The organism is Kribbella sp. NPDC048915 (assembly GCF_040649595.1).
In the GTDB taxonomy this organism is placed as follows: Bacteria; Actinomycetota; Actinomycetes; order Propionibacteriales; family Kribbellaceae; genus Kribbella.
Window position 1 is genome coordinate 111928 of the sequence record NZ_JBEZFT010000009.1, and the last position, 23021, is coordinate 134948.

Genomic DNA, 23021 nt, shown 5'->3' on the forward strand with positions numbered 1-23021 from the left:
TCCACACCCTTCACACGGGTCAGGAACCCACAACACGGTGGGTAAACCCACCGTGCGGGGACGCGCGGCGTTCGGTGCGCGCCGACTCGGTCAGCCGGCCCCACCCACGGATCGGTCACAAGAGCCGGATATCCGGTTGCAGGTGGGCCGGTGACCTTGTTTCATAGGGGCCGGAGATCGGAGGAATGTCGTGGAAGCGCTTAGCGCCGACGAGATCAGGCGCTCGTTCGTCAACCTGTCGAAGAGTCAGGTGAAGGCGATCACTCTGCCGCCCAAGTTCACCGAGCTGCCCTGGGAGTCGCTGGACTACCTCGGCTGGCGAGACGGGAAGGCGCCGAACCGGGGCTATCTCGTCGTACGCCGCGACGACGGTGTGACCGGGATCGGTGTCACGACGCAGGCGTCGGGTGCCGCGCGCCGGTTCGCCGGGTTGTGCGACCTGTGCAACACAGCGCATCACGTGAGCGACGTCGCGCTGTTCGCCGCACGACGGGCGGGTACGGCGGGCCGCGAGGGCAACACGGTCGGCATGTACATGTGCGCGGATCTGGCCTGTTCGCTGTACATCCGCGGCCTGAAGGAACTCGACGTACCGCAAGGTGAAACCGCCACCCCTGAGGTCCGCGCGGAACGCCTCGCGACCCGCCTGGAGACGTTCGTCCACCGGGTCTGCGGGTGACACTACGCTGGTAGTGCACTGTCGGCCGCGGAGCACCAGGGAGAACGCGATGACCGAGTTCCGGATCACGCACGAGATCCACAAGTCGCACCCGGACATCCGCGAGCGGCTGACCGCCACCACGATCGAGGCGATCAACGAGTCCAGTGCCCGCTCCGCCGAGGACGCGGCCCGGGTACTGCGGCACAAGCTCGCCGAGATCGGCGTACACATGAGCGACGAGGCCTGCCTGTCCGCGATCGAACGCATCCGCTCCGGCAAGCAACTCCGCTTCGAGGTCGAACCGGTCCCGACCGAGGAGTGACCGACCTGGACAGGGCCGTCAGACCGGTACCGTGCCCGGCTTACCGAGGTCCAGCCAGCTGAGCTCAGGTCTGTCGCTGAAGGCTGCTTCGATCCCGGCGCGCCCCTGCCGGAAATGGCTCCAGCCTTCGTAGTGCACCGGTACGACGGTGCGCGGCCGCACCAGCGAGCACAACGCGACACCGTCCGCGCCGGTCATCGTGTACCGGAGCGGTCCGGTGACGCCGAACCGTACGTCGCCGAGGTGCAGCAGGACCGTACCGACGTCGAACCGGGCGCCCACCTGACGGAGTCCGTCGTACAGCACCGAGTCGCCGGTGATCCACAAACAGCCGTGTTCCTGCCCCGGCCAGCGCAACGCGAATCCGACGACGTCGCCCGTGATCCGGCTGCTGAGTGGCGGTCCGTGGCGGCACGGCGTGGCGACGATCTCCAGCGGCGGGCGGCCGTTCGTGCGCAACGTGTGCACGGACCACGGCCGCAGGCCGACCGCCCCGCCACCGAGGCGCGCGGCGCCGGGGACGGTGGTGATCACCGTTCGGGCGGTCGGCAGGAACGCGCGGCCGGTGTCGTCGAGGTTGTCCGCGTGCTGGTCGTGGGTCAACAGCGCCGCATCGATCGGCGGCAGCTCGTCGATTCCGACGGCCGGACCGGTGAGTTTGCGCGACGCCGTACCCCAGCCGAACGCGTATCGCCGCCCCGGCGGGTCGAACGTCGGGTCGGTGAGCAGCCGCCAGCCCTCGACCTCGATCAGCGTCGTGGGGCCGCCGATGTGCGTGAGACGTGCTTGGCTCACGACGCGTGCGCCAGCGCCCAGTCGAGTACGTCGTCAGCGATCTGCTGCCACCCCTGCTGCGCAGGCAGCAGATGCGCGTACCCGTCGTACTCGCGGATCTCGGTGACCGTGTTCGACTTGTAGTGCTTGGCGTTGGAGCGCTGGACCTCGGGCGGCATGATGTGGTCCTCCGAACCGGACACGAACAGCAGCGGAGCGCGGGCATCGTTGCGGTAGTCGACCCACGTGTCCTGATGCCCCGGCTGGAAGTTCGCCAGCACGCTCCCCCACAAGATCCCGCCGTTCGCCGGGATCGCGTACCGCTCGTGCAGCGCCCGTGCCTCGGCGTCGTCGAAGGTGTTCGTGAACGCGTACTTCCACTCGTCGAAGCTCAGCGGGATCGCCTTGTGCCGGTTCGCCGGGCTCTTCAGCACCGGGAACGTCGACTTCACCTGCGAGAACGGCACCACCCGAACGCCCTCGGTCGGCGCCGAGTTCATCGCCACCGCGGCCGCACCGAAGCCGTGATCGAGCAGGATCTGGGTGAATGCGCCGCCGGCCGAGTGACCGATGATGATCGGCGGCTCCGGCCCGGCCGCGATGCTGGGCGCGGCCACGACGCAACTCGTGCGGGCCCTTCTGACGTCTGCCGCAGACGGCGACACCGCAGCACCCGCGATGGCTGACGTTCTGTTCTCCCGCATCACCTGGTACGCACGCCGGCACCTGACTGACCGCACGCTCGGACCGGCGCAGCTCGCGGCGGTGCACAACGTCTCGGTGCGCTACCTGTACAAGCTCTTCGCCGAGCACCACCGCAGCCTCGAGCAGTGGCTGATCACCGAACGTCTGCGCGGCGCCGCTCGGGAACTCAAGGATCCGGCCGGTGACCATCTGCCGATCTCCGCGATCGCGGCGCGCTGGGGGTTCGACGACGCCGCTCACTTCGCGCGCCGGTTCCGTGCTGCGTACGGCGTGACGCCGCGCGAGTGGCGCCGTGGATCGTCGTCCACCGGCGGCGGGTAGGGTGCGGGCGTGGATCTTGGCGAACTGGGGCGGCGGGTCTATTCGGCCGCGCGTCTGACCGGAGAGTTCGAGTTGCGGTCGGGGCAGACGACGACGGAGTACTTCGACAAGTACCGGTTCGAGGCGGATCCGGTGCTGCTGGACGAGGTGACGGCGGCGATGGTGCCGCTGATCCCCGAAGGCACCGAGGTGCTGGCCGGGTTGGAGATGGGCGGGATCCCGGTCGTCACCGCGCTCGGGCGGCACACCGGGCTGCCGTGCGCGTTCGTCCGCAAGCACGCGAAGCCGTACGGCACGCAGCGCCTGGCCGAAGGCGCCGAGACCAGCGGGCGACGCGTCACGATCGTCGAGGACGTGGTCACCACCGGCGGCCAGATCGTCCTCTCCACCCACGAACTGCGCGCGCTCGGCGCCACCATCACCGACGCCGTTTGCATCATCAACCGCAACCCCACCACCCCCGCCCCGCTCACCGACGCCGGCCTGATCCTCCATCCCCTCCTGACCCCCGAACACCTGCACCTCTGATCCGGTGACGCTGTAAGGCCCCGCAGTTCATCGGACCCGCTTGCACGTGTGCGTCCTGTCACCGGATCCGCGCCTGCTCGTGCCGTACGTCTGGCTCCACCCGAGTGAGGTGCGCCGTGCAGAGGGATGGAACAGGCGCCTAACCGGCTTTGCGGTGGTCCGGGAGGATGAGGCGGCGGAAGTCGTCGGCGGAGATGATGGGGACGCCGAACTCGCGGGCCATCCGGGCCTTGACCGACAGGCTGTCCACGTCGGCGGCGACCAGGAAGGTCGTGTCCGGGCGGACGGCCTCCTGTGGCACGAACCCGGCTGCCACCGCGCGGTCCCACCACACCTCCCGCGGCTCCACCATGTCGCCGGTGAACACCAGCGTGCTCCCCGGCGGGAACCCGCGGGCACCAGGACGATCCGGCACGACGTACCGCCCGTCGCTCGCGCCCACCAGCGCCTCGTCGACGTCGGTGACCCGCTGCCCGAGCATCAGCGCCACCTGGTCGAGATCGCTGCGCTGATCGGGGGTTACCGAACCCGCCGCCCACGACGCCGCGGCCAACTCGGACACGTAGCACCGATGCAGGTGGTCCACCTGCGGACGGGTGAGGCCCAGCTCCGTTGCCACCTGCACCAACTGGTCCGCATCCGCGGCGGTGATTTCACGATTCGCCAGCAATGTGTCCAGCAGCACCAGATACGAGTCGGCCTGCGGCGGCTCCGGCACCCGCGGCAACTGGTCCACCAAGCGACTCATCCACCCGTGGCGACCGCCGGCGTGCACGGGTCGCACAGTCGGCGCGACATCCGTGCCCGGCAGCTCGGGCCACGGCAACCGTCGCACCTCCTCATAGGCCCATTGCCACGGCGGCGGCGACGCGAAAGCCCCTAGATAGTGAGCGAACAGCTGCGCCGTCGCCCGCGTGTCAGCCAACGCCGAATGCCAGCCCTCCAAGGGAATCCCGGCCGCCGCGCAACACGCACCGAGTGTCCGTTTGGACCCCGGGTGCAGGTACTCCGCCAAGGCCATCGTGCACATCGACCGCTCGGTGATCAGCGGGACAGCGACCCCGAGCCGCGCGAACTCCGCCCGCAGGAACCCGAGATCGAACTCGACGTTGTGCCCGACAACCATCCGCCCCGCGAGCAGCTGCCCCAGCTGCCGCGCAATGTCGGAGAACTCCGGCGCGGCCAGCACGTCGGCGGTGAGAATCCCGTGGATGTGCTGCGGCCCCAGGTCGCGCTGCGGATTCAGCAAGGTCACCCACTCGTGCTCGACCTGCCCGCGCGCGTCCAGCAGCACGACCGCGATCTCGATGACCCGATGCCGATGGGACGGCAGCAGGCCGGTCGTCTCGGTATCGATGACCGCATACATCCGGGCCTCCTCCGGCTCGCTGACCGACTGGAACAACCCAATCACAGCCCGCCGACAGTTTTCGTCAGCTCAGGGTTCCGGCAGCTCGACAGCGATCTCCGCACCCAGTTTCGCGCCGTGCGCCAGCTGCAGTTCGTCGCCGCTCCAGAACCGGCCGGGGTCGTACCAGTTCGGCTGGCGCCCGCGCAGCAGCCCCATCGCCTCGTACGTCACCGCGACCACCTCCGCGCAGTACGCCGTCTCGAGCTCGGCCGTCGACTTCCGCCACGCCGGCATCCGCCCACGGACCCAGCGCGAGGCCAGCCGTGCCGTCGACGGGAACGGCGTACCGTCCAGCCGCGCGACGGTCTTCAGTACGGCGTCCTCCATCGCGCGCGTCACGGGGAAATCGAGCTGCCGCAGCCACGCGCGCTGACCGTACTTGCGACCCCACACCAGTACGGCGTCGCGCAGGTCGTGCAACTGGACACCGCGGTGGTGCGTACCGGTCCACACGTCAGGCAGTGAACGCCCGAGTTCGGCATGCCACATCAGCGGCGGCAGGTCCTCGATCACGATCGCCATCCCGACGTGGTTCACCGGGCTGTTGGTGGTCAGCTGGATCGCGCGATCGGCCACACTCTCGCCGCGGAACAGCCAAATGTCACCTGTTCGTGTCAGTTCCGTAGCGTCATCCAGTGAAATCCGGCTGGTCACATCGCTAGGTTAGTCGGCATGAAGGTATGGAAGGTGGTAGGTCTTGCGGGACTCGTCGGCGTGGCCGCGACGGGTGTCGTCATCGCCCGCGGTGAGCGCAAGCGCCGCGCATACACGCCGGAAGAGGTTCGCGATCGCCTCAAGACCCGGGTCAAGGAAGCGGCCAACGCGTAAGGCATAGGATCGCGACCTGCCCTGGGTCTGCACACGGCCGGGCAGTCGCGGGCGCGCCGTAACTCGGTGGTACGGCGCCGCCCGCGCCCGCCCGGCCGTATCTCGTTGCACACCGCAACCATCGGTCGGCTGCGTACGGCGAGGTGCGAGCGACGACGCGCGGCTGCGGGCTTACCCGGGCGGAAGTCGCGCGGCTCGCGGTTGTCCCGCTGGAGAACGTCCCGCTAGAGGTTGTGCAGGGCAACGTCTGTCAGGCGGCCGTCGGTGATCGTCGCAGTCTGGTACGTGCAGTACGGCTGCCGCCTCCGGTCGGTCGGCGACCCGGGATTCAGCAGCCGCAGCCCGCCAGGCGTGGTGGTGTCCCACGGGATATGACTGTGCCCGAACACGAGCAAATCAAGACCTGGGTACGCCGCTTCGCACCGGGTCTCCCGCCCTTGCGCCGGACCGGTCTCGTGCACCACGGCCAGCTCCAGCCCCTCGAGCGTCACGCGCGCGACCTCAGGCAGCCGCGCCCGCAGCTCGGGACCGTCGTTGTTGCCCCAGCACCCGATCAGGCGCGCGGCACGCGATTCCAGCTCGTCGAGCAGGTCGACGCTCACCCAGTCACCCGCATGGATGACCACATCGGCGTCGTCGACCGCCTCCCACACCGGCGCCGGCAGCTTCTTCGCCCGCACCGGCAGGTGAGTGTCCGAGATCAGTACGAGGCGCATGCGCCCCACTCTCTACGCCTTCAGTGCCTCGATCAACTCCTTCTCCTTGGCCGCGCTCAGTCCGGCCTTCCGCTCACGATCCAGACCGAGCTCACGCTCCCAGGCCAGCACATCCGCCATGAACTCTCGCCGCGGCCGATGCGTCAGACCGGCCGCCTCGGCCGCTGCCCCACTCCGCGACGACCATCCCTCGTACCCCGGCTCGACGATCCACATCGCCAGCGAATCGGGCCCCATGTACTGCTCGACCTGCTGCTCCACCAACCACTCCCGCGGCGCCGGCACCACCGGCCCCGTGTGCCCACCGACCTCTCGCGCCAGCTCGACCCACTCACCGAACGGCACCAACGGCCCGCGGGTGTCGAACGTGCCCGTCCGGCCTTCGGTCGCATTGTCGAGCAACCAGCCGGCGAGATCGCGGACGTCGATCACTGACGTCGCCAGCTCCGGCGTGTCCGGCACCAGCAACGGCTCCTCGGGCGCTCGCGCCGCCCGCGCCACCCAGGCGCCGGCGCGATCGCTGCCGTCCCCCGGTCCGCCGATCAGCCCGGCGCGCGCGATCACCAGCCGGTCGCCGACCACCTCGCGTGCGGCGAGCTCACATGCCACCTTCGCCTCGCCGTACAGCTCCTGCTCGACCACATCCGTCTCAGCCGGCTTCCGCAGTACGGCGGTCTCGTCTGCGCCGGGCGTGTCGTACTTCTCGTAGGCATTCCCCGACGACACATAGGTCCAGTGCTTCGCGCGCGACCCGAACGCAGCCAGCGCGCCCTTCACGAATCCCGGTTGCCACGACACCTCGAACACCGCGTCCCAGTCGCGCGCGGGCACCGCGTCGTACGCATCCAGGCGCCTGCGATCGGCCGCGACCAGCGTCGCCCCGTCCGCGATGGCGCCGCTCTCACCGCGCGCCACACACGTCACCGCATGGCCGCGAGCAACCGCCTGCGCCGCGATCTCCCGACCGAGCCACGCCGTACCACCGAGGATCAGAATCTCCATGCCGGCAAGCCAATCAGGCGCCACCGACAGTTTCCAGAGACCTCTGCCAGCGGCAGAAAACGCCCCTGCGTGACCTTCCGCGGGCGTCAGGTCACCGTAACCGCCACCCCCTTGCCAGGCCGACGATCCGGGCGCAATGTCGAACCAACAGGACACCCAGGGGGATGTCTGTGACCGCAGGGGGAATCATGGCTGGTTTCGTGCAGATCATCGAGTACCGGACGTCGAAGCCGGACGAAGTCGCCGCGCTGATGGCCGACTACCGCGCGAAGCGGGAAGCCGCGGGCGACGGGCCGGCGCCGACGCACGCCACGACCTGCGCCGACCGGGACGAGCCCGGACGCTACTTCTCCATCGTCGAGTTCGCGTCGTACGACGAAGCGATGGAGAACTCGCAGCGCGCCGACACCGGTGAGTTCGCCGCGAAGATGATGGAACTGTGCGACGGGCCGACCACGTTCTACAACCTCGACAAGGTTGACGAGCTCGAGTACCACTGACCGCTGGTACGGCGTACGCCGGCTCGCCCAGGCGTACGCCGTACCGCGGGCGACCGGTGCCGAAAGGGGTGAACCGGCACCGGCGGATCGTGGGTCAACCGAACACGCGGTACGACGACCACGTGGACGGCGGCGCCGCGCCACGCGACCCCAGGTCCGGATGCAGCGGATCGGGGTCCTGGTGCTCGACGTGCTCGGACGTGGCGTGCAGATCCGGCCACGGCCGCGGCGGCAGCGCCTCGCGCGGCGGCACCTTCAGATCAGGGTCGGGCCCACTCTCGGGATCGATCCACTCGACCACCGTCGCGCCGCCGTGACCGTGGATCGCGACCACCGAATCGATACTGTCCCAGACGGTCGTGGTCGGATAGTCGCCGTACCACCGCACCGCGACCGCACCGTCGGTGAACTCCACGCCCTCGGCGACCGGTCCGGTACCGCTGACCCCGGACACGTCCCGATGACGGACCAACCGAAAACGACGAGAACTCATTTCGGAGCAACCTCCCACAACCGCTCCCCCGGCAGCCTCCGCTCCGGCCCTGGATCCTGATCCGGCAGCGGGTCGCTGGTCACCCGCAACCCGGCAAACCTGCGCGACATGGCCGCGGCGTACCGCTCGGCCAACTCCGCCTCGGCCCGGTAATCGGCGACCACATGCTCCCCGAACCAGACCCTGACCCGACGACGCTCCACCCGGCCCCCGACCGGACACGGAAAACCATCGTCGGACATCTCACAACACCCGGCCCCGACGCGGCCCGGTTCCCATCAGCGACCTCGCACAACCCTTCACGGCAATCACTTCCACTTCCCTGTGGGGATGGGTTCACAGAAGTGACGCAGCCGCGGACGCTTCATGACGCAACTTCCGAAGTTTTCCGCACACCCCGTAATCCCGCCGCCCGCCGCGCCCGCGGGAGGCCAACTCCGGCGGGCTTGAACAGGCTCTGGCGGGCTTGGACACGCTATTTCCTGTTCAAGCCCCCGCGTTCCCGTGCACACCCAGCCGGACAACCCACTCGACACGAGGCCGCGAGACGTCCTCGTACGCCGGCCGCACGACGTCCCGCAGTACGACGAAACTCAGCGCCGCCTCCCCGCGGTACGACGAAACTCAGCGCCACCTCCCCGCAGTACGACGAAACTCAGCGCCGCCTCCCCCGCGCCGCGTCCGAGACCGCGGGCCGGTCCCCCACTTTGTGCACCACATCCGTACCCGCGCGCCGGAAAAGTACGGATCCCATGCACAAAGTGACCCCAAGCCGGGCCGACCGAGGCCTGGCGGGTCGAATCAGCTCGGGACCCAGGGGCTCCAGATGTCGACGTCCGGGTCGTCCAAGCTGACTCCGGGGTCGAAGGTGTGGGTTTCGCGCCCCGGTAGATAGGCGGCGACGAGCCACTCGAGGTTGTGGGACAGCAGTGCCGGGACGTCGTCGAGTTCGGCAACGAGCCGGTCGAAGATCCGCCGAGCCTCCTCGGCCTGCAGAGCCTTGTGAGTGCGGTACTGAACATCGACCACCACGCCGTATCCGTCCATCGCCTGCACCTCGTCGGGATCGGGCTGGAAGGTGTTCGGGCCGATGTACACGCCGATGGTTCCATCACAAGTACGAGCGCGCGCCTTGTACTGCAACGCACCCGTGTCCGCGCGCAGGTCTCCGTTGAACTCCAACCCGACGACAGCCGCGATCCGCTCCGCCGCGACCTCCAGCGGCTCGTTCAGCGCCAAGAAGATCTCATCGCTGTCGGCCACTACGACTCCCTCGAATATGTCACCATGCGCCCGTCTCCGAGAATCACATGCACCATCTTGGCCACTGCCGTCCCCGGCTGTCCGCAGGCCCGCCGAAAGGCGCGGAACGCGTCCTGCTCCGTGAGGCGGATCAGCCGGCCGTCGACAACCAGTTCGCCGTCTCGGCCGGCCTGGGTGCTGCCGGAGTTCATGTTCCGCTTGAGGGCGCTGTTGCTGTTACTCGTCGGCGTCTTGAACTCCACGATCACGCCAACTGCCGCACCGGACTTCCGAACCGTGACATCCGGGTTCTTCGTGTTCTGGTTGCCATGATCGGCACGCCGGGCGTCGAGGCGCCAACCCTCCTCGGCGAGCCGCTGCGCGATCACCAGTTCCTGCGGGTCGAAGCTGCTCCCCGGATCGAACACACCTGGGCCGAAGTACTTGTCGCCGAGCGGCCGCAGATCCAGCGCCGGGTCGAAGTCGAGGTCGCCAAGCGTTGGGAGGTCCGGGAGGTTGAAGTCGACGACGATGGGGGCGGGGCGGGGAGGCTCCGCGGAGGTAAGTGTTGCCTCCAGTTGGTCGGCGGTGATGGTGATGGTGGCGAGGTTCCACTGCTGGTCGTCGGGCTCGGTCATGGAGTCGAGCAGGGCTTTGACGGCCTCGGTCAGTTCCGCGTCGAATGCGAAGTCGCGGGTCAGGCGCTCGGCGCGCTCCTTGTCTTCGTTCTCGTCGCGTTCCTCGTACTCCGGAACCTCACCAGCCTCCGGCACAAGCTCGAAGTCGCGGGTCAGGCGCTCGGCCCGCTTCTCCTCCTCTTTCTTGTCGGGTTCCTCGAAGACCAGCTCACCGGTTTCGGAAACGGTGATCTCGATCTCGAGGGCCTCCGGGGCGCCCTCGTCGTCGTCCTTCGCATGAGCCTTCCGATAGGCCTCGAAGACCTTGCGGGCGACCGAGACCACCGGTGGCTCGCCCTCCTCCGCGGTCTCCAGCTCCTCAGAGCTGAAGGTGAGCCGCCGCCTGGAGGGGCTGTCGATGTCGCGGACACCGCCGGTGGCCCGGTTGCGGTCGGCGGATCCGGAGGACGGGCGGTCGACAGACGGCCGACCGTCTCCGATCAGACCCTCGGCCCACGCACGGGCCTTCGGCGGAGCCATGGAGAGAAAGTGCGCCGCAGCCTCACAAGCACGGGCGGCAGCATCCAGTTGTTGCGCCGCCACCGTCGCCTGTCCACGCGACGCAAGCAGGGCGAGTTGTGCATTCTCCCGGCAGCGGGCCGCCGTACGGATCAGGTGCTCGACGACCCGGGGCACTTCGTCGAAACAGTCGACCAGCCCGCGGGCGACGCGCTGCAGCTCGGACGGCACGGTGACGCCCGAGGCTCAGATCTGGTCGGCGTAGCTCTTGCAGCCGGCCGAGGCGATTTCCAGCGCCTCGGCGGCCTGCTCGACGGCTTTGCTCGCGGCTTCGAGGATCTCGGCGATGTCGCGGTCGATGCCGGTCGCCGTACCGGCGATCAGGCTCTCCACCAGTTGGCTGTGCTGGGTGAATCTGAGTTTGAAGCCGGCCAGGCCGCCCGCTGCTTGCTTGGCCTCCATGGAGACCTGGTGCAGCTGTTCCTTGAGCCGCAGTACGTCGGACACCTCAACCCACTCCCAAACTAGTTGCGCTTCTTCGGCAGCACGATCGCCGTACCCGCCACCACGACCGGAACCAGGATCGCGATCCACCACGGCAGTCCGCTCGCCATCAGGACGAACACCGCGGCCGCGCCGCCCCAGCCCCACCAGCGCGCGCCGGGCAGGCGCGGCAGGCCGAGGACGCGGGATGCGGCCAGCATCGTGGCGGCCGCGATCGCAGCGGCCTCCACCCCGGCCAGGAACGACGCAAGGATCCACACCAGGACGAACCCGACCAGCACCAAGACCGCGCTGATCGTACGCCGCCGGCGCCGCTCCTGAAGCGCCCGGGCCTGCCGTCGAAGGTCCTCGAGCTGATCGACGGTCTCGGCCAATTGCCCGGTGATCCGCTCGGCGATCTTCTCGATGTCGTTCAGCGCGCGGATCTCGGGCAGTGTGTGGTTCGCGCGCTTGCCCTCCGCGGGCAGTCCGGCGCGTTCCAGGCTTTGGGCGGCCTTCTCGGCCAGCTCGTTGAGCCGCGTCTGCAGCGTCCGTCCGCGCTCGGCCATCGCGTCGGCCTCGGCTGCCGCGGTCGCCTCGGCCTTGGACTTGTGCGCCGTCAAGCGGTCTTGCGCCTGTTGGGCGTCGGCGCGCGCCATCGCGACGGTCCGCAGTACGCGCGTGTACTCGGCCCACTCCTGCTCTTCGGTCTTCATCGCCGCACCAACTCCACCGCACGGTCCACCTCGTCCGACCGCAAGGCCGCGTACGGTACGACGACTTGCGCCTCGGGATGCAACCCGTCCCAGAGCAACGCCCGATGCGGCTCGGACGCCCAGCGCACGAGCGGACCGGCCACCGCACGTACGCCGTCCTGCGGATGCCGCAGGAACAGATGAGTCGCCACGTTGCCACGCCCGTACCCGAGCTGCTCGGTGCACACATGCAGCCGGTTCCACCAGCCGAAGGTGACCAGGCCCTGCGCCGGACCGTCTCGCACGATGTCCTGCAACACGTTCGCCGGACTCTCGAACAACCCGTCCGCGTGCACCTGCATCCGCGGTACGCCGTGGAACCCGAAACCGAGCAGATACATCCCCGAGGCCTGCCCGTTGCGCATGTCGTCCCGCAGCCGGAACAGCCGTGGCGCGATGTCGTCGTGCTTGTCGACGGTCTCGACCGCGCACCCGAGCTGCCGCAGCACCTGCACCAGCGCAACCTTGCCCTCGGCAACGGCCGGCGCCGAGTTCGTCCCGTCCACGAACAAGAACCGCGGTGGGTCGACAGCGGCAGCGGCCGTCGACACAGCCAGCCCGGTCAGTACGCCGAGCGCGTCCGCGGGACCGTCGCCGAGGACGAGAACACCGGCACCGGGCTCGGGCTGCACCTCGACGACGACCGGCTCCTCGGTCACCGCGATCGGCAACCCTGTCCACGGCCGGCCGAGTTCCGGCTGCACCGCGGACGCCGTGTCGACGAGTCGCGCCGGCTCGGCCAGGTGGAACACCCGCGGCGGGCGCGCCGTCGTACCGGCCCGCGTCCACAGCTCCTGCCGCAGCGAGTCCAGCACTGGCTTGTCCGCGAAGCTCACCAGTACATGCTGGTTGTCGTCCGGTGATCCGAAGTTCGCGTTCAGCACCGCCTCGCCGCGGAACTGCAGCTCGGCGGCTGCGGTGTTCCCGCTGCGCAGAATCGCTTGCGAGTCGGCCGGCGTCGTCTTCAACGCGATCCGGTACGGCACCTGGCCGAAGATCGAGTCGCGCCGCGTCGACAGCCGTTTCACCCCCTCGATCGTCTGCGTCGCCAGCACCACGTGGACGCCGTACGCGCGCCCCAGCCGCACCAGCCGCTCGAGCAGCTTCGCGGCCTCGTCGGCCAGCTCGTCGTCGTCCTCGAGCAGTACCTGAAACTCGTCCAGTACGACGAGGATCCGCGGCGGCCGATCCGCGCCGGGCGGGAGCTCCGCGATGTCGGCGACGTTCCCGTGCGCCTTGAAGATCTCGCTGCGCCGGGCGAGCTCGTCCGACAGGTGCCGCAGGACGGCGAGACCGAACGCGCGATCGCTGTGCACGCCGAGCACGCGGATGTGCGGCAGCCAATGCGGCCGATCCGGACCGGGACCGAGTGCCGAGAACTCGACGCCGTGCTTGAAGTCGAGCAAGTACATCTCGAGGTCGTCCGGCGAGTACCGCGCCGCGAGACCGTGGATCAGCACCAGCAGGAGATTCGACTTGCCTTGACCGACCGCTCCACCGACCAGCACATGCGGCAGCGCCGGGTTCCCGCTCCGCAACCGCACCAGCGCCGGCGTCCGGTCGTCGTACCCGATCACCGTGCCGAGCTCGTCCTTGACCGGCTGCCACCAGGTCAGGCGATCGGGCAGCGTGCGATCGAACTCGATCGTCGGCAGTACGGCGATCTCGGCCTGCTCGGCGATCACGTCACAGATGCCTGCGGCAACGTTCGCGTCGAACGGCGGGTCCAGCTGGGCCGGGGGCAGCTGCGGCACCTCGACCCGATCGTTGATGATGGCAACCGGATTGAGGAGATCGAGCAACTGTTTGGAGTCGACGTCGAGCTCGCCCGCGGTCGCGGCGTCGTAGTGGACGAGGAAACAGATGCCGCGTTTTCCTGCCGTCGCTGCCAGGCGCAGCAGGTCACGCTGGGCCAGTGTGTCGATGCCGAACGGGTAGTCGAACAGGATGACGATCCGATACGGATCGGTGACCTGGCCGGTTTCCTTCAGCAGGTCCTCGAAGCGCTCGTGCCCCAGCTGCGCCTGCCGGCTCGCGCGCAACGACGACACGTCGACGAGCCCCGACAGCACCGTGTGCAACTGCTCCGCCGTATGCGTTGCCCGAGGCACCAATTGCGGGTATTTCGTGGTCAGGTGACCGAGCAGCCCCATCATCCCGGTCAGCTTCGGGTCGAACGCGTCGATGCGCAGCCGGAACGGCTCGGACGCCGCCACGAGGCGCAGCGCGATGCTCTGCAGCAGGCGGCGCGCGGACTCGTTGCGGTCGCCGGTCACCTTCCAGCCGTTCGTCCGCAGCAGCGGCGCGACCACCGGCGTACCGGTGTCGAGCTCGCCGATCCGCACGTACGCCGGGACGCCCGCGCCGATCAGCTGCCGCGAACGCCACCGCGCGTCGTTGGGTGGGATCGAGGCCAGACCGGGTGCGAGCCGGTCCGCGAGCAGGCGGGCGCGCGGCTCCGCCTCGGCGAGCACCTCGGCGGTCTTCGCGTCGACCAGCGCCCGGGACTCACGCCGTACCGCGGCGGTCTGTTCCTGCAGTTGACGGTGCAGCTTCACGGCGCGCTGGTGCTCGCCGTACGTCAGCCGGCGGGCGTTGTCGAGCAACTGCCCCAGCGCATGCTGCAAACCGCGGATCCGCGCTTCCAGGAGCTCCGGCGCGACCGGTCCCCCGTCAGGCTTCTCCGTCACGAGCATCGTCCTTCCACACTTGCCCCGCGACCGTACGACTGCCTGGCGTACTGCTCATTGCCTGGTGTAACCATGTCACACCAGTGGCCCCAATGGTCACTCCAGGTATCAGTAGTCTCACCTGCTAATCAGGAGCGACGATCTCGAGCTCGTAGCCGTCGGTGTTGTGCAGGAAGGCGGCGTAATGCTGCGGCCCGCCCGCGTACGGATGGCGGTCGGCGAACATCAGCGTCCAGCCGTGCCCGGCGGCCTCCGCGACGATGCTGTCCACCTCGGCCCGGCTGGCCGCGTTCAACGCCAGATGGTTCATCCCGGGACGCATCCGGTCGTGCTCGGCGGCCGACAGCGCCGGACTCTGCTCAACGACCAGATAGCTCCCGTCGGGGGCGGTCCAGGTCATCCCGCCCGGCCAGCCGTCACCCTCCTTCCAGCCCAGCCGGTCGAGGACCCAACCCCAACTCGTGACGGCCCGGGACAGGTCCGGGACCCAGATCTCGATGTGATGCACCGCGGCGGCCATCGGAGCATTATCTGTGCTCGGTGTCGTGGTGCGACACAGCCATCGAGATGCCCCCGGCCAGCACCAGCCAGCCGAGTGACGCCACCAGCCAGGGCCACCACGGCCGCACCTGCGCGGCCTCGGCGACGGCCTTGCCGAACAGCCCGCCGGCCGGCGCGAGGACGAGCACGAGCAGCGCCCGTGCGAGCCACGACTGACTGGTCATTCCTTCATTGTGCGAGGCGTCCGCCGACCCTGCAGAAACCTTGGCGTTTCGCGCCCGCTCGGCATTCTGTCCGTGGCAGGGTTTACGGTCTGCGGTGACAGTGGAAAGGGGGTTCGTGGTGAGTAGCACACGGATCGAGAGCACGGCGTACGGCGCCGCGGCTCTGGAGCGCCTGCAGGCCGTGGTCGCGCGGCTGAAGGCCGACGATCCGATGACCCCTGTCACCCTCCTCCTGCCGAACAACCTGGCCGGCGTGGTCGCGCGCCGCCAGCTCGCCCGCTCGTCGATCGGCGGACTGTATCTGGCCACCCTCCCGCGCCTGGCCGAGCAGGTCGCCGCCGGGCTGCTGAGTCCGCGCCGGCCGGCCACGCGGCCGATCGTCGCGGCCACCTGGCGGACGGCGCTCGCGAAGGCGCCCGGGATGTTCGCGGAGGTCGCCGAGCACCCGTCGACCATTCAGGCGCTCGCCGCCGCGCATCGCGAGCTCCGCGACCTGTCCGATCAAGCGCTCGCCAAGGTCGCGCAGGCGTCGGCGCTCGGCCCCGACCTGGTCCGGTTGCATCGCTATGTCACCACCGAGCTGGCCGCGGACTGGTACGACGAGACCGACCTGCTTCGCACCGCGGCGTCGCGGATCGCGGCGGCGCCCGATGTCGTCGGCGAGCTCGGCGCGCTCGTGCTGTACCTGCCGCAGGAGCTGACGCAGGCCGAGGCCGCGTTCGTCGGGGCGCTCGGCGACGCCGCGGCCGATCTGACGGTCATCGTCGGGCTGACCGACGTACGGCGTGCCGATCGCACCGTGCGGCGCTCGCTCGAGCGGATCGGGATCGACCTGCCGCCGTCGATCTCGAAGAACTATCCGGTCGCGACCGAGATCCTCAACGCGTCCGATGCCGACGACGAAGTGCGGTGCGTGGTCCGCGACGTCGTCGAAGCGCTGGAGAAGACGCCCGCGCATCGGATCGCGGTGCTGTACGCAGCCGCCTCGCCGTATGCGCGCCTGCTGCACGAGCACCTCGCCGCCGCCCGGATCACGGTCAACGGGCCGGGGACGCGTCCGGTCCATGAGCGCGCGATCGCGCGGACGCTGCTCGAAGTGCTGGCGCTGGTCGACCAGGACCTGCCGCGGGCGGCCGTGTTCCGCGCGCTGGCCAACGCACCGACGCGGGACTTCACCGGCGAGCGCATCCCGGTGCCGCAGTGGGAGCGGATGTCGCGGGCCGCCGGGGTCGTGCGCGGCGACGACTGGGACACCCGGCTGGCGCGGTACGCCGAGTCCGAGCGCCGGACTGCCGATCAAGAGGAAGCTGCGGAGGATCCACGCCCGGCCGCGGTACGGCGCGCGCAACGCAACGCGGAGACGGCGGAGCGCTTGCACGCGTTCGCGTCCACGTTGCGCCGCCGGCTGAACGCGCTGGCCACCCTCGACTCATGGGCAACCCTCGCCGAGGGGGTTTTGCAGCTCTTCCACGATCTGCTCGGGGACTATGCTTCCTTGCCGATCGAGGAGCAGTACGCCGCAGCCGCGGTCGAGGGCTCGCTCAAGGGGTTGTCGACCCTTGACGAGCTGGGCACGCCGGCGAGCCTCGCCGTACTGCGCGATGTGCTGGACCTGGAGTTGCAGCAGTCACTACCCCGCGTCGGCACGTTCGGGACGGGGGTGTTGGTCGCGCCGTTGTCGGCGAGCATCGGGCTGTCCGCGGACATCGTGTACGTCGTCGGTCTGTCCGAGGACCTGTATCCGGGGCGGGTGCACGAGGACGCGCTGCTCCCCCACCGAGTTCGGGAGGCGGCCGCGCCGGAGCTGGCGTCGTTCCGCGATCGGCTCGACGAGAAGCAGCGGCATCTGCTGGTGGCGTTCGCGTCGGGGGCGCGGGTGGTGGCGTCGTTCCCGCGCGGCGATCTGCGCCGGTCGTCGCGGCGGTTGCCGTCACGTTGGCTGCTCGGGTCGTTGCGGGACTTGACCGGCGATCACGCGCTGCCCGCGACGCAGTGGGATCGGTACGGCGAGGTGCTGCGGACATCGGCGTCGTACGCCGGTTCGTTGACCACGGCAACGATGCCGGCGACCGAGCAGGAGTGGCAGACCCGCGCGGCCGCGGCGCGGCTGTGGGTTCAGGACAGTGTGCTGGTGCGTGCCCGGGAATTGCTCCGCGGGCGGGGGTCCAACGCGTTCACGCGCTTCGACGGTGATCTGTCCGGCGTGTCGGGGCTGCCGGAGTACGCCGTCGAGGACCGGATCGCGTCGCCGACGTCGCTGGAGGCGTACGCGACCTGTCCGCACGCATACTTCGTGGAGCGGCTGCTGCAGGTGGAGCCGCTCGAAGCACCGGAGGATCTGCTCGTCATCTCGCCCGTGCAGATCGGGAACCTGATCCACAACAGCATCGACGCGTTCGTGCGCCGGCTGTCCGGATCGCTGCCGGGGTACGGCGAACCGTGGACCGAGGAGCAGCGATCGCTGCTGCTGGCGATCGGAGCGGATCTCGCCGATCAGTTCGAGGCCGAGGGGCTGACCGGTCATCCCCGCCTGTGGCAGCGCGAGCGGCTGCGCATTCTGGGTGACCTGATGGTGCTGCTGACCGACGACGACCGCTGGCGCGCCGAGCGGAACGCGTCGGTGGTCGCGAGCGAGCTGCGGTTCGGGTTCGACGGCGAGCCGCCGGTGGAGATCCCGATCCCGTCCGGGCGGGTGCTGCTGCGCGGCTCCGCGGACAAGGTCGACCTGGGCGCGGACGGCACGATCTACGTCACCGACGTGAAGACCGGCGGCTTCTCGCGCTACGAAGGCATCGAGACCGACCCGGTCGCGGGCGGTACGAAACTGCAGCTTCCCGTGTACGCGTACGCCGCCCGCGCGCGACTCGGCGAGCCGGACACGCCGGTCGAGGCGTCGTACTGGTTCGTCCGCCGCGGCGGCAAGCGGATCCCGGTCCCCTTGACCCCCGAGGTGGAGGCGCGGTACGTCGAGACGCTCGACGTGATCGTGTCCTCGATCGCGGCCGGCTACTTCCCGCCGAAGGCGCCCGAGGTGCCCGACTTCCTCTGGGTCCAATGCCCGTACTGCAACCCCGACGGTCTCGGGCACAGCGAGGTCCGCGCCCGCTGGGATCGCAAACGGCACGACCCGGTGCTCGAGCGGTTGGTCCGCCTGATCGATCCCACCGCCTTGGCGCCGGACGAGGACCCAGATGCCGGAGGTGACCGCCGATGACCCAGCAGCTGCTCGACTCGACCGCGCGGGACCGGATCCGCTCCGACACCGACAGCACGCTCTTCGTGGAGGCGGGCGCCGGGTCGGGGAAGACCCATGCACTCGTCGACCGCGTCGCCACCCTGGTGCTGCGCGACGGCGTACCGCTGCGCAGGATCGCAGCCGTCACGTTCACCGAGAAGGCCGGCGCCGAGCTGCGGGACCGGCTCCGGGTGGAGTTCGAGCGGGCGCGGAAGACCGAGGACCGCGAGCTTGCCGAGGCGGCGCTCGACGATCTGGACTCCGCGTCGATCGGCACCTTGCATGCGTTCGCGCAGCAAATTCTGCTCGCGCACCCGATCGAGGCCGGGCTACCGCCGCTGATCGACGTGCTCGACGAGGTCGGTTCGTCGGTCGCCTTCGAGGAGCGCTGGGCTGAGCTTCAGCAGCAGTTGCTCGACGACGATTCGATCGCCGAGCCGCTGCTGCTCGCGATGGCGGTCGGTGTCGAGCTGAAGCATCTCCGGTCGCTGGCGCGCCTGTTCGGCAACGACTGGGACCTGATCGCCGACCGGGTTCTGGTCGACCCGCCGGAGCTGGTCGCGATGCCCGATCTCAGCGGCCTGATCGCGGCCGCCGCCCAGATCGGTGCCGCGGCCGAGACCTGCCTCGACCACGAGGACCGGCTGCTGCCCAAGGTGCAGCAGATCCGCGAGCTCGGTCTGATGCTCGACGCGGCCACGGACCAGGAGACGCAGCTCGCGCTGCTGCAGACGTTCCGCGGTCTGAAGGTGGGCCGGATCGGCCGGAAGGAGAACTGGCCGGACATCGCCAAGGTCCGCGCGGACTGCACCGAGGTCGTCGAGGTCGCCGGTTCGCTGGTCGAGCTGCTGCTGGATGCTTGCCTTCGGCATCTTTCGCACTGGATCGCGGAGCGGGTGCTGGAGTCCGCCGAGCTGCGTCGTGCCGAGGGACGGCTGGAGTTCCACGATCTGTTGGTGCTGGCGCGAGACCTGCTGCGGCGCGATGCCGATGTACGGGACGCGTTGCAGGAGCGGTTCGAGCGGCTGCTGCTGGACGAGTTCCAGGACACGGATCCGATTCAGATCGAGCTCGCGGTGCGGATCGCCGGTGGGGCGTACGCCGATGCTCCCGATTGGCGCGACGTCGAGGTTCCGGAGGGGCGGCTGTTCGTGGTCGGCGATCCGAAGCAGTCGATCTACCGATTCCGGCGCGCCAACATCGCGACGTACCTGACCGCGCAGGAGCTGCTCGGCGAGACGGTCGCGCTGACGACCAACTTCCGCACGGTGCCGCCGATCCTCGAGTGGATCAACACGGTCTTCAACAACCTGATCGAGCCGCAGGAGGCCGCCCAGCCGTCGTACCAGGCGCTCGCGCCCCATCGCACCACTCCGACGGTCGCCGCCTCCGGCCCGCCGTCGGACACCAGACGCGACGTCAAGGGGCCGGCCTCGGCTCTTCCCGAGTCGGTTCAGGGTGATCAGCTGTCGATCTTCGACGAGCCCACGTTGTTCGACGACCCTGCCCCGGATGAGCCGCGTCAAGCCGGGGTGAACGATCTCGCGGCCGTTCTTCCGTTCCGCCGGCGCGGTGACGAGCACGTCGACGTACCTGCTGAGGAGCCGGCCGCGGAGGACCCAGCCGCCGGCCCGGCGGTCACGATCCTCGGCGCCGAGCCGCACGACGACCTCCCTCGCGCCCAGGCATCCGTCCTGCGCGAACGTGAAGCCGCCGACGTCGCCTCGGTCATCGAGGAAGCGCTCCGCGACGGCTGGCTGGTCTACGACGAACGCGCCGAGACCTGGCGGCCCGCGGAGGCCGGTGACATCGCAGTCCTCGTCCCCGCCCGTACGTCGCTGCCGTTCCTGGAGGATGCGCTCGACCGCGCGGACATCCCGTACCGCGCGGAAGCCAGCTCCCTCGTGTACCAGACCGCCGAGGTCCGCGACCTGCTCTCCTGCGCCCGCGCGCTCGGCGACCCGAGCGATCAGCTCGCCCTGGTCAGCACGTTGCGGTCGCCGTTGTTCGGCTGCGGCGACGACGACCTCTACACCTGGAAGCAGAACGGCGGCCGATTCACGCTCACCGCGCCGATCCCCGACCAACTGCTCACCCACCCGGTCGCCGACGCGATGGAGTGGTTGCGGCGGACCTACTACGCCGCGCGCTGGCTCACGCCGAGCGAGGTGCTCGCGAAGATCGTCGCCGACCGCCGCATGCTGGAGGTCGCCGCGATCGGGCCGCGGGCGCGAGACGCCTGGCGGCGGATCCGGTTCGTCGTCGATCAGGCGCGCGCCTGGTCCGAGGTCGAGCACGGTGGTCTGCGTTCGTACCTCGCCTGGGCCGCCCATCAGGGCGAGGAAACGTCACGCGTCGCAGAGGCCGTGCTGCCCGAGACGGACGCCGACGCGGTCCGCGTGATGACGATCCACGCGGCGAAGGGGCTCGAGTTCCCGATCGTCATCCTGTCCGGCATGACCGCCTCGCCGAACCGGCAGCGCGGCGTCCAGGTGTTGTGGCCGCCGTCGGGTGGGTACGCCGTCAAGCTCAAGTCCTCCGTGCAGACCGAGGACTTCGACCTCGTGCAACCGGTCGACGAGCAGATGGACGACTACGAGCGCCGCCGGCTGCTGTACGTCGCCGCGACGCGCGCTCGCGACCACCTGGTCGTCTCACTGCACCGCTCCGCCAACCGCCGCCACACCAGCAACGCCGAGTTGCTCGCCTCCGCGGGCGGCGTCGACGCGCCCCACACCACGCTCTTCACCAGCCCGCCGGTCCCCGACCGCGAACCCTCCGCCAACCCGGAAGTCACCCCACCGATCTCCCGGACCGAGTGGGAAACCCGAGCCGCCACCGCCCGCTCTGCCAGCCGCCGCCCGTCGGCCCAATCCGCCTCCGGCCTGGAAGGCACCGCACCCCAACTGACCCTCACCATCCGCCCAGACGTCTACGGCCCCGACCCCGACCCCGCCGCCATCCCCGACGCCGCTCCACCGGCCGACCTCACCGATGAGGCGGCCACGGACACCGGTCCGCTCGACCCAGGTGCTGCGAAGGGCGCCCGCGACCTCGAACTCCCGCCCTGGTCCAAGGGCCGCTACGGCACCGCGATCGGCCGGGCGGTCCACGCCGTACTGCAGGTGGTCGATCTGTCCACCGGCTCCGGCCTCGAGGCAGCTGTGGCAACCCAGTGCCTGGCCGAAGGCGTCCTCGACTACGCCGACGTGGTCACCGGCCTCGTTCGCTCCGCCCTCGCCTCAGCCGTCGTCCGACGAGCCGCCGTCCGCGAGCATTGGCGAGAGTCCTACGTAGGCACCCTCCAGCCCGACGGCACCGTTCTCGAAGGGTTCGTCGACCTCATCTACCGAGAAGACGACGGCCGCCTCACCATCGTCGACTACAAGACCGACGTCATCCCCGCCGCCGCCCTGGACGCCCGCGTCGAGTACTACGCCCCACAACTGCGCGCCTACGCCCAGATCCTCTCCAGCACGGCCCCACCCGTTCTGCTGTTCCTCAATCCCAGCGGAGCCGTCGAACGCCAGGTTCGCTGAGGCAGCCCCGGCGTCGGTCAGGTGATCAGGCGGACGGCCAGGACGGTGATGATGGCGGCTGAGGTGAGCGTGGTGATGAGGCGGCCGGTTGGGCCTGTCAGCAGACGACCGAGCAGAGCGCCGCCGCCGGCCAGGAGCAGTTGCCAGCTGGCCGAGGCCAGGAAGGCCGCGGTGACGAACAGGACGCGTTCGCCTGTGCCCGTGATGTCCGAGCCGCCGAGGATCAGGGCGGCGAAGTAGGTCACGGTCCACGGGTTCAGCATCGTCATCCCGAGCATCCCGAGGTACGCCGTCCACGCGCCGACCGGGGCCTCCTGCTGCAGCGTGTCGATCCGCCGATCGCGATACCGCCGTACCGCCTTGACCGCACCGAGCACCGCGAGCCCGACCAGCACCACGACCGATGCCCAACGCAACGGGCCCACGATCGGTACCAGCAACGGGGCCAGCACCGAACCGGCTCCCGCGGCCACTGCCGCATAGATCCCGTCGGCCGAAGCAACCCCGAGCGCCGCGAACGCGCCGATCCGCCACGAAGTACGGGCCGTCAACGCCACCAGATAGGTCCCCACCGGCCCGACCGGCATGGCAACGCCATATCCCGCCAAGAGCCCGGCGACCAGCACGCCGATCAACGCTGACCAGCGTTCGACCTCCACGCACGACCGGCCTGCTGCTGAACCCGAGCCGCCACGGCCACAGGATCAATCAGCAACAGTCTCAAGGTCGTTGTCGTCATGCCCCCATCATCTGCACGGCCCCCCGACCCCCTCAAGCCAATTACGCCGTACCCGCCCCCCAATTGCGCCGTACCCGCCGCCCGCCCGCACGGATGGCGCCTTGTTTGCTCGCTGCCCGGATACAGAGCCTGTTGCAAATTGGATCTGGGTGTTTCCGTCCGCACCAAAACGCAGTGATTTTTCCAGCGATTGCGGCTGGTTTACTCCACCTGAGC

The 23021-nt window shown here is 69.5% G+C and carries 24 protein-coding genes; 8 read left to right on the plus strand and 16 right to left on the minus strand.

Translation table 11 applies throughout. The features are described 5' to 3' along the window. The first annotated feature begins 190 nt into the window (after positions 1-190). A complete protein-coding gene (locus AB0B82_RS07815) occupies positions 191-679 on the plus strand; it encodes an FBP domain-containing protein (protein WP_360163839.1) in 489 nt (162 codons plus the stop codon). Between the two features lie 49 nt (positions 680-728). Next, on the plus strand, positions 729-983 hold the full coding sequence (locus tag AB0B82_RS07820; RefSeq protein WP_360163841.1) for a hypothetical protein: 255 nt from the start codon (positions 729-731) through the stop codon (positions 981-983). An 18-nt stretch (positions 984-1001) separates the two neighbouring features. On the opposite strand, the gene AB0B82_RS07825 is transcribed toward AB0B82_RS07820, so the two are convergent. Then, positions 1002-1778, minus strand: coding sequence for an MBL fold metallo-hydrolase (locus AB0B82_RS07825; protein WP_360163843.1), 777 nt, complete (start codon positions 1776-1778; stop codon positions 1002-1004). Further along, entirely contained in the window at positions 1775-2461 is a 687-nt protein-coding gene (locus AB0B82_RS07830; protein WP_360163845.1) for an alpha/beta hydrolase, read from the minus strand. Before AB0B82_RS07830 ends, AB0B82_RS07825 begins: the two co-directional genes overlap by 4 nt. Between AB0B82_RS07830 and AB0B82_RS07835 the strand changes: the two genes are divergently transcribed. Together AB0B82_RS07835 and AB0B82_RS07840 are read left to right on the plus strand one after the other, a co-directional pair. After that, complete coding sequence (locus tag AB0B82_RS07835) at positions 2436-2783, plus strand: helix-turn-helix transcriptional regulator (protein ID WP_360163847.1); 348 nt, start codon at positions 2436-2438, stop codon at positions 2781-2783. The two genes, AB0B82_RS07830 and AB0B82_RS07835, sit on opposite strands and share 26 nt — an antisense overlap. Positions 2784-2792: 9 nt before the next feature. Next, entirely contained in the window at positions 2793-3311 is a 519-nt protein-coding gene (locus AB0B82_RS07840; protein WP_360163849.1) for a phosphoribosyltransferase family protein, read from the plus strand. 139 nt (positions 3312-3450) lie between these two features. On the opposite strand, the gene AB0B82_RS07845 is transcribed toward AB0B82_RS07840, so the two are convergent. Both AB0B82_RS07845 and AB0B82_RS07850 read right to left on the minus strand, forming a co-directional pair. After that, complete coding sequence (locus tag AB0B82_RS07845) at positions 3451-4680, minus strand: exonuclease domain-containing protein (RefSeq protein ID WP_360163851.1); 1230 nt, start codon at positions 4678-4680, stop codon at positions 3451-3453. A 69-nt stretch (positions 4681-4749) separates the two neighbouring features. Further along, positions 4750-5298 (minus strand): hypothetical protein, encoded by a 549-nt coding sequence (locus AB0B82_RS07850; RefSeq protein ID WP_360163853.1) that lies wholly within the window; start codon positions 5296-5298, stop codon positions 4750-4752. A 96-nt stretch (positions 5299-5394) separates the two neighbouring features. Between AB0B82_RS07850 and AB0B82_RS07855 the strand changes: the two genes are divergently transcribed. Continuing rightward, complete coding sequence (locus AB0B82_RS07855) at positions 5395-5550, plus strand: hypothetical protein (protein WP_165546543.1); 156 nt, start codon at positions 5395-5397, stop codon at positions 5548-5550. A gap of 224 nt (positions 5551-5774) precedes the next feature. Here AB0B82_RS07855 and AB0B82_RS07860 read toward each other — a convergent pair whose 3' ends face one another. Continuing rightward, positions 5775-6266, minus strand: a complete 492-nt coding sequence (locus AB0B82_RS07860) for a metallophosphoesterase (RefSeq protein WP_360163855.1) — start codon at positions 6264-6266, stop codon at positions 5775-5777. Between the two features lie 12 nt (positions 6267-6278). After that, positions 6279-7268, minus strand: a complete 990-nt coding sequence (locus tag AB0B82_RS07865; protein ID WP_360163857.1) for an oxidoreductase — start codon at positions 7266-7268, stop codon at positions 6279-6281. Between the two features lie 188 nt (positions 7269-7456). Between AB0B82_RS07865 and AB0B82_RS07870 the strand changes: the two genes are divergently transcribed. Then, positions 7457-7768: a hypothetical protein gene (locus AB0B82_RS07870; protein ID WP_360163859.1), complete on the plus strand. Its 312-nt coding sequence runs from the start codon at positions 7457-7459 to the stop codon at positions 7766-7768. Positions 7769-7862: 94 nt separating this feature from the next. On the opposite strand, the gene AB0B82_RS07875 is transcribed toward AB0B82_RS07870, so the two are convergent. From AB0B82_RS07875 to AB0B82_RS07915, 9 genes are all read right to left on the minus strand, one after another. Further along, positions 7863-8261: a hypothetical protein gene (locus tag AB0B82_RS07875; RefSeq protein WP_360163861.1), complete on the minus strand. Its 399-nt coding sequence runs from the start codon at positions 8259-8261 to the stop codon at positions 7863-7865. Beyond that, positions 8258-8503, minus strand: coding sequence for a hypothetical protein (locus AB0B82_RS07880; protein ID WP_360163863.1), 246 nt, complete (start codon positions 8501-8503; stop codon positions 8258-8260). Before AB0B82_RS07880 ends, AB0B82_RS07875 begins: the two co-directional genes overlap by 4 nt. Before the next feature lie 559 nt (positions 8504-9062). Further along, positions 9063-9524 (minus strand): hypothetical protein, encoded by a 462-nt coding sequence (locus AB0B82_RS07885; RefSeq protein ID WP_360163865.1) that lies wholly within the window; start codon positions 9522-9524, stop codon positions 9063-9065. Next, positions 9524-10870: a hypothetical protein gene (locus tag AB0B82_RS07890; protein ID WP_360163867.1), complete on the minus strand. Its 1347-nt coding sequence runs from the start codon at positions 10868-10870 to the stop codon at positions 9524-9526. Before AB0B82_RS07890 ends, AB0B82_RS07885 begins: the two co-directional genes overlap by 1 nt. A 15-nt stretch (positions 10871-10885) precedes the next feature. Then, the gene (locus AB0B82_RS07895; protein WP_360163869.1) at positions 10886-11146 is read right to left on the minus strand and encodes a hypothetical protein; all 261 of its coding nucleotides are present in this window, start codon (positions 11144-11146) and stop codon (positions 10886-10888) included. Positions 11147-11163: 17 nt separating this feature from the next. Next, positions 11164-11838 carry a hypothetical protein gene (locus tag AB0B82_RS07900; RefSeq protein ID WP_360163871.1) on the minus strand — a complete coding sequence of 225 codons (675 nt, stop codon included), beginning with the start codon at positions 11836-11838 and terminating at the stop codon, positions 11164-11166. After that, complete coding sequence (locus AB0B82_RS07905; RefSeq protein ID WP_360163873.1) at positions 11835-14567, minus strand: FtsK/SpoIIIE domain-containing protein; 2733 nt, start codon at positions 14565-14567, stop codon at positions 11835-11837. Before AB0B82_RS07905 ends, AB0B82_RS07900 begins: the two co-directional genes overlap by 4 nt. 124 nt (positions 14568-14691) lie before the next feature. Continuing rightward, positions 14692-15087 (minus strand): VOC family protein, encoded by a 396-nt coding sequence (locus AB0B82_RS07910; protein WP_360163874.1) that lies wholly within the window; start codon positions 15085-15087, stop codon positions 14692-14694. Between the two features lie 7 nt (positions 15088-15094). Next, positions 15095-15292 (minus strand): hypothetical protein, encoded by a 198-nt coding sequence (locus tag AB0B82_RS07915; RefSeq protein WP_360163876.1) that lies wholly within the window; start codon positions 15290-15292, stop codon positions 15095-15097. A gap of 118 nt (positions 15293-15410) precedes the next feature. Here AB0B82_RS07915 and AB0B82_RS07920 point away from each other — a divergent pair, with 118 nt between their 5' ends. Both AB0B82_RS07920 and AB0B82_RS07925 read left to right on the plus strand, forming a co-directional pair. Beyond that, the gene (locus tag AB0B82_RS07920) at positions 15411-18506 is read left to right on the plus strand and encodes a PD-(D/E)XK nuclease family protein (protein ID WP_360163878.1); all 3096 of its coding nucleotides are present in this window, start codon (positions 15411-15413) and stop codon (positions 18504-18506) included. Next, a complete protein-coding gene (locus AB0B82_RS07925) occupies positions 18503-22066 on the plus strand; it encodes a UvrD-helicase domain-containing protein (protein WP_360163880.1) in 3564 nt (1187 codons plus the stop codon). Before AB0B82_RS07920 ends, AB0B82_RS07925 begins: the two co-directional genes overlap by 4 nt. A gap of 17 nt (positions 22067-22083) precedes the next feature. On the opposite strand, the gene AB0B82_RS07930 is transcribed toward AB0B82_RS07925, so the two are convergent. Then, positions 22084-22653, minus strand: coding sequence for a LysE family transporter (locus AB0B82_RS07930; protein WP_360163882.1), 570 nt, complete (start codon positions 22651-22653; stop codon positions 22084-22086). Positions 22654-23021: the final 368 nt, after the last annotated feature.

Coding starts and splice junctions, on each gene's coding strand:
- AB0B82_RS07820 (WP_360163841.1), top strand. CDS start 729: ATGACCGAGTTCCGGATCACGCACGAGATCCACAAGTCGCACCCGGAC.
- AB0B82_RS07835 (WP_360163847.1), top strand. CDS start 2,436: ATGGCTGACGTTCTGTTCTCCCGCATCACCTGGTACGCACGCCGGCAC.
- AB0B82_RS07830 (WP_360163845.1), bottom strand. CDS start 2,461: ATGCGGGAGAACAGAACGTCAGCCATCGCGGGTGCTGCGGTGTCGCCG.
- AB0B82_RS07845 (WP_360163851.1), bottom strand. CDS start 4,680: ATGTATGCGGTCATCGATACCGAGACGACCGGCCTGCTGCCGTCCCAT.
- AB0B82_RS07855 (WP_165546543.1), top strand. CDS start 5,395: ATGAAGGTATGGAAGGTGGTAGGTCTTGCGGGACTCGTCGGCGTGGCC.
- AB0B82_RS07860 (WP_360163855.1), bottom strand. CDS start 6,266: ATGCGCCTCGTACTGATCTCGGACACTCACCTGCCGGTGCGGGCGAAG.
- AB0B82_RS07865 (WP_360163857.1), bottom strand. CDS start 7,268: ATGGAGATTCTGATCCTCGGTGGTACGGCGTGGCTCGGTCGGGAGATC.
- AB0B82_RS07870 (WP_360163859.1), top strand. CDS start 7,457: ATGGCTGGTTTCGTGCAGATCATCGAGTACCGGACGTCGAAGCCGGAC.
- AB0B82_RS07875 (WP_360163861.1), bottom strand. CDS start 8,261: ATGAGTTCTCGTCGTTTTCGGTTGGTCCGTCATCGGGACGTGTCCGGG.
- AB0B82_RS07880 (WP_360163863.1), bottom strand. CDS start 8,503: ATGTCCGACGATGGTTTTCCGTGTCCGGTCGGGGGCCGGGTGGAGCGT.
- AB0B82_RS07900 (WP_360163871.1), bottom strand. CDS start 11,838: ATGAAGACCGAAGAGCAGGAGTGGGCCGAGTACACGCGCGTACTGCGG.
- AB0B82_RS07910 (WP_360163874.1), bottom strand. CDS start 15,087: ATGGCCGCCGCGGTGCATCACATCGAGATCTGGGTCCCGGACCTGTCC.
- AB0B82_RS07915 (WP_360163876.1), bottom strand. CDS start 15,292: ATGACCAGTCAGTCGTGGCTCGCACGGGCGCTGCTCGTGCTCGTCCTC.
- AB0B82_RS07925 (WP_360163880.1), top strand. CDS start 18,503: ATGACCCAGCAGCTGCTCGACTCGACCGCGCGGGACCGGATCCGCTCC.
- AB0B82_RS07930 (WP_360163882.1), bottom strand. CDS start 22,653: ATGCCGGTCGGGCCGGTGGGGACCTATCTGGTGGCGTTGACGGCCCGT.